This window comes from Halomonas sp. 328, from assembly GCF_015645095.1.
GTDB lineage: Bacteria > Pseudomonadota > Gammaproteobacteria > Pseudomonadales > Halomonadaceae > Bisbaumannia.
This window is the reverse complement of the sequence record NZ_JADOTW010000038.1, coordinates 20,253-30,023: the sequence shown is the minus strand read 5'-3', so window position 1 is coordinate 30,023 and position 9,771 is coordinate 20,253. Positions and strand designations below refer to the sequence as shown.

Sequence of the window (9,771 nt, the reverse complement as noted above, 5' to 3'; positions counted from 1 at the left end):
GGAACCAAGCCAAAGAAGCTGCCGATCCCCACCAGGAAGGCCGCCAGCCCCGATACCGTGACCAGGGTCGAGCCTTTCCCGGTGACCTTTTCGACATTATCCAGGTGGGCGGCCAGGTCCGAGTGCTGGGTGTCACTCAGCTGACCCTGGTGGTCACACTGGGGGCAAGGCACTGACTGGGCTTCCTTCAGGGCCTTCGAGGCGTTCCAGTTGAGAGGCCAGGTACCCTGGCAAGCCGGACAGGTGAGAACGGCCATGGTATCCAGCGGGAATTTTTCCTTCTTCATCGTATGTTCTTCCTTGAGTCACTCGTGTGGTAGTCAGGCTTGGCAGTGCCTGAAGGGCAGCGTTCGGTACGCCGAATGAGGCGCGGGCACCGCCTCGACACCGAAGCGTTGCTCGATATCGCCCATCTCGATGAACTGCTCGCCGCGCTGGTAGGCAGCGCGTAGCTTCTCACTGAGTTCGCTCACCTGCCGGGAGGGCTTGGCCCACTGTGCCTTGGGCAGCGGCTTGGACCACTCGGCCAACCAGTCCTGGGGAACCGCCTTGGGCAGCACGTGCTTCATGCGGTATTCGGTGTACCAGTGGGCGAGGCGGGCGTGCTCCCAGCGGCGCTTGCGGCGGAAGCGCCGCCAGCGGGCCATGTCGTTGGTGCGCTCACATGCCGCTTTTTCACGGGCCACGTAGGCGTCGTACCACTCCAGGCCCCACTCCTGGGCCGAGGGGGTAATGGCCTCGGGGCCCTCCTCCATAAAGCGGCGAATATACTCCCACTGGGCCAGCGCCCCCGGCAGGCCGCCGACGCCGACGACGATACCGGCTCCGGGCAGGGTATAACCCGGGCGCTCGGGATCGGGGGGCAGCAGGGCGAAGTTCCAGCCGAAGCCGGTGACGGCCCCGGCGCTGAGGCTGGGGTTGAAGACCGCCAGGGCGATCATGTCCTCCCAGGGCACCAGTACCGTCTGGCGCTCCTGGCCGGCGCGCTTGCGGCAGAAGTCATAGAAATGGGGATAGAGGGGAAGAAAGGCCAGGGAGGCGATATGCAGAAGCAGCAACTTAAGAGGGAAGGTCGCTTCCGGAGTGACTACCCAGCCAGCAATCTCTATGAATAGCAGGAGTCCGGACGCGCCAGCTGCTACCCATGTGAAAGAGCCTAACCACATATTAGTGGGGTTGGGTAGCCAAAGTCGCTTCCCCGGGCTGTCCACCACAAAGGCCACTTCACGGCGCTGGCGATGCAGTCGAATAGGGGGGGTGCGCTTAAGGATTACATTGCCCATAACGATGGCCAAGATAAAAACGAAGAGGCAAAGCATGTAAAGCCCTCCCCCTAAAAAAGCTACTAACTGTACTGGCAGCGATCCTTTGTAAAGAGCCATAAGCAGCAGCACTGTTCCAAAGGCAGTCATGACTGCTATTAGTCCACTAAATATATGTCCCGCAGTTAATAAGCTTTCGTGGTTGGCCCCCTGGAGAAGATCCATGGTGGTCTCGTCGTGGCGAACGTCGATATGGGCGACGTCCACCCCCTGCTCGCTATCGGTGGGCAGGGGCAGGGGGCTTAGGCAGTACTGCTCGCCGCCGGCGCGGCTTTCCCGCTCGCCGGCGCGCATGGGGGGCAGCGAATCGTCGATGGTTGGTTTGGGCATGGTGCGTCAAATCCCTTGGTGGTTATCGCCAGGCCGTCAGTGACATGGCTGGCCAGTTGCCGACCTTCCAGCGGGTGAGAAAGCGATCGCCGAGGGCGGATAGGGCACGCCACTCCGCGGAGAGCCGTTGACCACGCTACCGCCGGGGAAGACGGTCGGGCGCCTTCCCTGGCAGAGGGAGAATGGGCGCCACGCTCCGTGTGGCACCGGGTGTGGATAACGTCTTCCGGCGGTGCCGGCAGTAGTCGGTCGATCAGGCCTCGATGCCCTGGCGGCGATAGGCCTCGGTGAAGATCTCCTCGACGGGACGCTGCGGGTCGCGCTCACGAATCCGCCGTACCTCGGCGGAGAGGCGAACCAGCTCCTCGCTGGACTGGGCCCACTGCTCCTTGGGCAGGGGCTGGGACCACTCATCGAGGCTAGCCGGCAGGGTCTTGCGTCCCGCCTTCTGGATCACGCGGATTTCCCATTCGGCCAGATAAAAGGGTATCGTCCAGAGATCGAGGATATGCCACAGGTACCATAGGGTGACCTTGAACAGGCCGATCTCTCCCTCGCGGTGGCGGCGATGCAAGCGCCGGCGGGCGTGGTGGAAGGTATGCACACCCTCATAGGGTGGATCCCCGGCTTGATGCAGCCCCTGCGGGTCTTGGATGTCCTCGCGGGTATGGACCTCGTACTCCATATAGGCCCGCACCGACTCCCATAGGCCCAGCGCCAGTGGCATGCCGGATTGCCGCAGCTCGAGAAAGTGTTGCTGGCCCGTTTCGGGATCGATGAAGCCAAGACCCAACCCATACTGGCGTTGCACACCATACTGGGTGACGCCCTGCGCCTGGGTCACCCAGGCCGCCACGCTCTCCCAGGGCACGATGATCGGTGGCTTGCCCCCGCCCGGTGCGAAGGCCACCTCGCGTCGCTGGCGGTGGAAACGGGTGGGAATATCGGTGCGGAACTTGAAGTGGTAGCGAGCTTTAATAAACAAGGCCAGGGCAAGTGATAGCCCCCCCCCCCATAGCCCCATTCCGAGCGTGAGATTGAAGAAAGCCATGAACTCACTGGAAAACGTGAGGTCCCCGCCGGAGGTCATCCACCCAAGTACCAAAGGCGTAAGTAAAGCAAACCATAGGAAGCTAATGAATGGTATGCCCAAAGTGAACTGCCAGGTAAATGGGGTGGGGAGGCTTCCACCAAAGTCCAGGTAAGTCGCGTTTACCTCGCCGATGGCTTGGTTGAAATCCACCGGTAGCGAGCCTGTGGGTAAGGGGGCGGGCGCAAGGTAGGTGATTTTGCCACCGGGAATGGTCTCGCTATCCCCGGCCTGGTGGGGCTGAGTGATATCGGGACGAGCTTGCTGGGGTGCCTTGGCTGCCATGCTAATGCCTTGTGTCAGGTAAGAAGAAGCGGATCGATTTCCAGCCAGGCCGCCGGTTCACCAAGCAAGGCCATATCCGATGGGTTGTAAATCCCCTCGCCACCCGAACGAGAGAATCGAATATGGTACTCGGAGGGTTGATAGTAGCCGCTGCTATCGAGGGCCTCGATTCGTATCGCCATGATGGTATCATGATGACGCCAGTCCCCCGCACGCCCTGGCGTCGGCCTGGGAAAGCCTAGGGCCAGAGGCTCCTTACCTTCTAGGTCGTGTTGGTTATCGAGTTGGCTGGTTGCGGGATACCAGAATTCTCTCGGACCTGGTCCGGTATTCGTACGCACCTGATAGCAGGCCAACGACAGGGTATATGGTGGCTTGCCCCCGAAGGGGGAAGCAAGGCCCTGTAAGCCGATGGAAGGCAGGGTGAGCTTGAAATCTACCGACTTGGGGCCTTCCATTCGGTTTTTCCACCAGCTATCGAATTTCTCGATACTGACGGTAAGCGTTGGTGCTTGAGTGATCATTTGCAGCTGTGATTGGTACTCATCGAGGGAGGCATTGCTGATTCGGCCGAGCTCCTGGCTCCAGGGCGTCGTGAGCAGCCAGTCGTCATGGCGGCTGGTGTTGTAGCGATTATAGAGCCAGCTCCCCCCTAGCTCGAGCACGCTAAACAGGGCCCCTGCGAGATTAAAGCGCCAGAACACCGTGCCGAGACGAGCACCGCTAGCCGCCCATGTGGCACCCCGGAACGCTACTGAATAGCCAGTATGGAGGGTATTGGTCAACCCATAGGCATTGGCGCCCACCATGCCTGCCGCGCCCACCATACTTGCCATAGCAGCGCTCTGGGCCTGGCTATTCCCGCTACGTACAGCTTCTTGCCAGGTACTATTTCGGCTGGAAAGGGAGGAAAATGAGGCAAAAGAACCTAATACGTACGTAAAGCCGCCAAGAAAGAGATGTAGCCTTCCAAGAGTCGCCGTTACGCTTTCAGCGCTAGAGATATTCAAGGCATTGGTAAGGGATCTTGCCCTGGCGCTCAGGGCAGTATCCATAATGCCTTGAGCGGCCAGGAATCCAGCAGAGCTTGTGGCGACAAATGATTTAAGTAAATCCATGCGCGTAGTGGATCCATTTAGCCTGCCCCCGTCCTGATAGCTTTGATATGCATTCCAGAAGGTCACTACTTGAGCAAGAAAGACCAATAGCCCCAACCCATCCCCAGCCAGATTTGTCCTGGGAGCTGCCACAATCCCCTGACGCAGATTACGGATCAAGCCACCCACTTCGGCCTGCTGTGCCGCCGGTAGTATCAAAGTAAGCCCTGCTCGCCCCGGCGTCGCGCCGGCGATACGGACGCTGTCCCCGGGGAGCTCCTCAATGGGACTCAGTGCACGCGCGAGTTCCGGTTCATGTACCGTCTGCAGTTCCTGGCGAAGCCGCTTGAATTCCTCAAGTAAGGTCTGTGCTTCGGGCGAGCGGTGCCCGGCGGTTGCCTTGACCACGTTACGGCGTCTGCGGATCGCGTCGAGCTCTTCCCTGAGTGCCAGGATGCGCTGCATGGTGCGACGGAAGCGGGCCAACTCCTCTCTGGATGCCACGACGAAGCTGGCGCCAGTACGCTGGGCGGCATCCAGGATTCTTGCAGGCAGTGCCTTGGGAAGGCGCCGGAAGAGCTCCTCCAGGTCGGGGAGAGTGTCACGATTGATACTCTGATAGAACTCGTCCATGACCTGGGAGATACCCCGCGAGATCGCCGGTCCCAGAGGCTGGTGGGCTTCCTCGGCGAGGATCCTGGTGTTCTCGGGCAATTCATCTACTGCGGGTAGTCGCCCTGATTCTAGCGTAGTGAGCTCGCCCCATTTTTCGGTGGCCTTGAGCACTGCGTTATAGCCGGCATTACTGATCGTCGAGTACTGACCGATGAAATCGCTCTGGTCGGCGAGCGGCAGGGTATGAAATAGCGGCCTATCGTAGTGGGGGGCCTCGTCTAGCCAGTCGGCAACCCGTTCGGTTGCTTCGTCGCTACGGCAGATGTCTTTCAGACACCCATACTGGGTCTTGAAGGCTTCATGGATCTGCCCCTCGTCCTGCGCATCGAAGTACCAGGCGGCAATGTGGAACCGCCTGCTGCACAGCATGTCTGTGCGGTCATCAGACAAGGCATCGAGCAGGGCATTCCAGCGTTGCAGCCGGGGGCGTTGCTCGGCGAGGAAGGCATCCATGCGGTCCCGGTCGATCAGGTCGTTGATGCCTCGTTGCCCGATCCTGCTGCCTTCCAGTAGTGCTCGGAGCCGCTCATTGTGCTGTTGCTTCATGGAGAGCAGGGCGTCCGCATGCTGATCCACGAAGTCGCTCCCCAGGCTGTCGCTGAGGCCTTCTTCAACATAGTAACGATGCACTGCCCTTTGCAGCTGATTGGCGATTTCGCTGGCATTGGTGCGGTTCGCCTCGCCACGTATCTCCCACAAGCGCTCCTTGAGTTTCTCCGGCAAGTCAGGATCGTGGGGCTGCGGCAGTGCACCGGTATTGCTGTCTTGGTTGAGAAAGTCGAGTAGGGCTCGGCGGACTCTTCCCTGGCGGGGTTCCTCCATCGCGGCGACCTGCTCCCACATGGCCTGCACGTCTGGGTCTTCCGACACCTGGCGAAGGTCCTCCAGCGAGGCTGTCTGCAACTGGGAAAGCGACTCAATGTAACAGGCCAGCAGGTAATCCCGCTCGGTTCTTCCCTCGTTCGCCGTGGCCCAGTGGGTCACCCAGTCTACGACTTCGTCCTGGAACTGGGCCAGGTCGCGCATCACGCCGATATCGTCGCGTACGACCAGGCACAGGCAGGTGTCGCGATCCTCGACCTTGTGCTGCTTGAGAAGCTTGCCCAGGCGGGTCTTGTGATAGTAAGGCTCGTTTTCCCAATGATAGGTCTGAGCCTCATGTTCGTAGCCAGCCTCTGGCGCCTCCAATTGGGCGTTCTCGGCGAATTCGGCCACCCACTGTTCGGCCTGGGCCGTGGTGATCAGGTGCTCGCCGCCGCCGGAGATGGGGTTGGCGCCGGCGAGGTCGACGGCCTGCATAAAGGCGTCGCGATCCGCCTCGCTCTCCTGAACCTGGGCCCGCTTGGCGGCGGTCCATTGCACCTCGGAGAAGCAGACGTAGAGGGTGCGATCGGTCGCGTATTCGAGCTTGCCCTCGTTGTGGCCGCTGAGGGCATCGCCCTGGTTGCGGAACTCGTACTCATGCAGCTCGTTGGTGTTGCCGTCGAGTACATAGAGGTAGCCGTTGCGCAGCATCCGGATCCCCAGCGGACGGGCGCTCAAGGCATAGGGCGTGGCGCACCCGGGCTCCAGCTCCTCGACCAGGCCGTAGCGCAGGGGAAGCAGTTGCACCGTGCCGTTGAGCAGGGGGCAGGTGGCGCCCTCCTCACTGTCACGGCATGGCAGTTCATGCGCCGCGAGGGTTCCATCGTCGCGGTCGTCATTGGGTCGCTCGAATGCGGACATCTGACAGGCTCCCTATGTCATGCCGGGGGATTGATGAGTGGTGGCCGCTTCCAGGGCGGCTTCGAGACGCTCGAGGGCGCCGAGGTGCGTCGCCGTGAGCCAGCGATAGGCGCTGGTATCGGTGGCGTGATCGCACCAGGTGGTGATGCCGAGGCGGGCCATCAGGGTGCAGAGCAGCGCCCACTCGCGTGGCGCGACGAAGCCCATTCCCCGGGCCTCCTGGATAATGGCCGTGAGCCGTGCATGGCGCTGTGGCGTCCCGGTATCGGGCAGCCAATCGCGGCAGTGGCGATCCACGAAGGCCATCAACTGGCGTGTGTCGCGGCGCCGGTCGCAGGCCTGGAGTCGCTCGAGCTGCGGCTCCGAGAGCCGATAGGCACCGTCCCGCGGAAGAGATTCGGCCTCGGTCATCGCGGGCGACCAGCATTGCCAGGTTTCCGTCACGGCATCGGGGGCCAGCAGGGTCTGGATCGGCCCCCAGGGCACTTGCGCCGGCGAGCTGTCCGCTTCCAATAACGCCGCGATTACCGCCGGGTCGGCCAGTCGCAGCAACATCGGCACTCCGCTGGGGTGCACGACCTGGATCAGGCCGCGCAGATGATCACCCAGCTCGGTGAGGTCGCACGCGCTGGCGATAAGGTAGCCCCATTCCGGGGCGAGGCCCTCCTCCAGGAAGTGCCGCAGGACGGGATCCTCCGCCCCGGCGAGTTGCACCAGCCAGGGCGAGACCTTATCGACGTCGGACCAGGGGGTGCCGGCATACAGCAGGTCCGCCTCCAGGTGGCCCTCGGACCACTCATAGAGCCGACGGGCCAGCTGCTCCACTCGCACGCCGTCGAGCAGCAGATACACCCTCTGCTCGCTGGGCCACTGCCACTCGCCACCCAGGAGTCCTTGGGCCAGTGGCCAACGCCTTATGCTCACCCCTCGCTACCCCCTTCACAGACCGGGCACAGCGCCTGCTGCTGGAGCAGGGCGGCATGCTGGGGGGCCTGGATCGGCGTGAACCGAGGTGCCGCTTCCACTTCCCGCGGCAGTTGCGGGGCCTCGGCGGCCTGGCCGGAGCCGGCGCCGGGGCTGCCGCCGGAGTTGATCTTGACGCTGGCGCCGCTGATGGTGACCCCAGAGGGGTCGAGCTTGACGAAGCTGCCGCCGGCTTGGAGGGTGATCTCGGCGCCGGCCTCGACCACCACCTTCATGCCGGCCTTGTGGTGGACCTCCTGGCCGGCCTCCACCAGTTGGGCACGGCCGTAGCGCTCGTGGCGGCTGGCGCCGACGATCAGGTGGTCGTCGCCGTCCACCTGGGCATGGCGGTTGCCGTGCACGCTGAGGTGGTCGTCGCTGTCGATTTCGGCGATACGGTCGTGGTGCACCTTGAGGTGGCTGTCGTTGCCGATCTCCTCGGTGCGGTCGTTATTGGTCAGCAGCTCCAGGTCCTTCTGGGCGTGCAGCCAGATCTGCTCCTGGTCGGCCTGGTCCTCGAAGCGCAGCTCGTTGAAGCCCTCGCCCTGGTGGCTCTGGGTGCGCAGCACGGTGCGGGTCTTGTGCTCGGGCAGCGCGTAGGGCGGGGTGTTGACCGCGTGATAGGTGCGCCCGGTGATGATCGGCTGGTCGGGGTCGCCCTCCAGGAAGGAGACGATCACCTCGTGGCCGATGCGCGGAATGGCCATGGCGCCGTAGCCGCCGCCGGCCCAGCCCTGGCTGACCCGCAGCCAGGCGCTGGCGGTGTCGTCGGGGGCCGCGTAGCGGTCCCAGGGGAACTGCACCTTGACCCGGCCGTGTTCGTCGCAGTGGATCTCCTCGCCCTCGGGGCCGACCACGAAGGCCACCTGGGGGCCGTCGACCCGGGGCCGGACGGGCGGCTCGGGGCGCCAGGCGCGGTCGGCGGGGGCCAGCACCAGGGTGTTGGCGAGGGTGGTCAGGCCATCGGCTTGGGCGGCCTCCTCCTCCAGGGCCTGGGGCTGGGTGCCGGTGTGAACCGCCGCCACCACCTGCCAGTCGCGGTTGGTCTCCTCGAGGTCATGGCCCTCGAGGGTGAAACGGGTGCCGGGGGCCAGCTCCGGCAGGTCGCTCTCGGCCTCGGCGGTCAGCGCCTGGTGGCGCAGGGCCTCGAGACGGATACGGGTAAAGGCGCTGCCGGAGGCGTCGGCCTTGTAGCGGCCCGGGTAGTCGTAGTGTTCGTAGTCGTCCCGTTGCGCATGCGCATCGAGCCCGTCGGCGGCGTGCTCATGAAGCTGTGAATAAGCCGGCTGCTTAAAGGAGTAGTCCTTCAGGGTCGCCGACGCCGGCCGGACCCGCGCGACCTGCTTGAGCCTGCGCAGATGGCGCAGCGGCGGGGTGCCGCCGGCGCGGCCATGGTAGGGGCGCGGCCCCAGGGCACCCAGCACCTGGGGATCGTCGGCGAACACCAGGCGATGGGTGCCGCCCTCGGCGTCTTCAAACTCGTGGAAGAAGCACAACCCCTCCTCGGCGGCCAGGCGCTGGATAAAGGCCAGGTCGCTCTCGCGGTACTGCACGCAGTACTCGCGCTCCTCGGGCTCGCGGGTCACGGCGAAGGCCACGTCGGTGAGGCCGCGCTCCTCGCACAGGGTGTTGATGATGGTCAGCGGCGAGACCCGCTGGAAGATCCGCGAGTTGTGGCGCAGGCCCAGGCGCCATAGCGCCGGGCGGACCTCGAGGTGGTAGAGGGTGCGGCGGTGGCCGCGATCGCCACGGGCGAACTCGCTGACGATGCCATGGACGCGGCGCAGCGGCTCGCCGTCCTGCCAGACGGTGAGGCTGGCCTCGCGGTCGAGGAAGGCCTCGGCACTCAGCTCGCCGTCGCGGCTGGCGACCTGCAGCGTCAGGCGGAAGGGCGCCGAGAGGGCCTCGTCGAGGGTGAAGTCGAGCACCGCCAGGTCGAGGTCGGCGGCACCGGCGAGGGTCAGGGTGAACTGCAGTCCGGTCGAATCGGCCATCTTAGCTGCCCTCCCCGGTGGCGGAACCGATCACCACGCCGCCGCAGCTCACCGCGTGGCCGGTGAGGGCGGCGGGCTTGCCGTCGATCAGGATGGTGGCCGAGCCCTCGGCGATGGCGCGCGGGTGCGACGGGTGCTTGGGCTTGTCGTGGGGGGCCAGGGGGTCGCCCTGGCGGGCCACCGGCTTGCCGTCGATCACTACCGTGGGGCTACCGGCGATCACCGGGGTCGGCGGAAAGCCGTCATGGTCGGTGCCGATATCGCCGACGAGTACGAGTTTGCGTCCCATG

At 64.0% G+C, this 9,771-nt stretch carries 7 protein-coding genes; all 7 read right to left on the bottom strand.

All coding sequences use genetic code 11. The features are described from left to right. Positions 1-287 (bottom strand): hypothetical protein (locus IHD13_RS16155; RefSeq protein WP_195862066.1); only part of this gene is annotated, 287 nt, incomplete at its 3' end. Between the two features lie 33 nt (positions 288-320). After that, positions 321-1,058 carry a hypothetical protein gene (locus tag IHD13_RS18295; protein ID WP_230086381.1) on the bottom strand — a complete coding sequence of 246 codons (738 nt, stop codon included), beginning with the start codon at positions 1,056-1,058 and terminating at the stop codon, positions 321-323. Between the two features lie 847 nt (positions 1,059-1,905). Beyond that, positions 1,906-2,637: a hypothetical protein gene (locus tag IHD13_RS16145; RefSeq protein WP_230086380.1), complete on the bottom strand. Its 732-nt coding sequence runs from the start codon at positions 2,635-2,637 to the stop codon at positions 1,906-1,908. Positions 2,638-3,041: 404 nt separating this feature from the next. Continuing rightward, positions 3,042-6,524, bottom strand: coding sequence for a toxin VasX (locus IHD13_RS16140; protein ID WP_195862064.1), 3,483 nt, complete (start codon positions 6,522-6,524; stop codon positions 3,042-3,044). A 12-nt stretch (positions 6,525-6,536) separates the two neighbouring features. Then, a complete protein-coding gene (locus IHD13_RS16135) occupies positions 6,537-7,448 on the bottom strand; it encodes a DUF4123 domain-containing protein (protein ID WP_195862063.1) in 912 nt (303 codons plus the stop codon). After that, positions 7,445-9,481 (bottom strand): type VI secretion system Vgr family protein, encoded by a 2,037-nt coding sequence (locus IHD13_RS16130; RefSeq protein WP_195862062.1) that lies wholly within the window; start codon positions 9,479-9,481, stop codon positions 7,445-7,447. Before IHD13_RS16130 ends, IHD13_RS16135 begins: the two co-directional genes overlap by 4 nt. Before the next feature lies 1 nt (position 9,482). Further along, on the bottom strand, positions 9,483-9,770 hold the full coding sequence (locus IHD13_RS16125; RefSeq protein ID WP_195862061.1) for a type VI secretion system PAAR protein: 288 nt from the start codon (positions 9,768-9,770) through the stop codon (positions 9,483-9,485). Position 9,771 lies beyond the last annotated feature (1 nt).

Bases quoted from the DNA above. Each gene is read 5' to 3' on its own strand.
- IHD13_RS16130 (WP_195862062.1), bottom strand. From the start codon at position 9,481: ATGGCCGATTCGACCGGACTGCAGTTCACCCTGACCCTCGCCGGTGCC.
- IHD13_RS16140 (WP_195862064.1), bottom strand. From the start codon at position 6,524: ATGTCCGCATTCGAGCGACCCAATGACGACCGCGACGATGGAACCCTC.
- IHD13_RS16125 (WP_195862061.1), bottom strand. From the start codon at position 9,770: ATGGGACGCAAACTCGTACTCGTCGGCGATATCGGCACCGACCATGAC.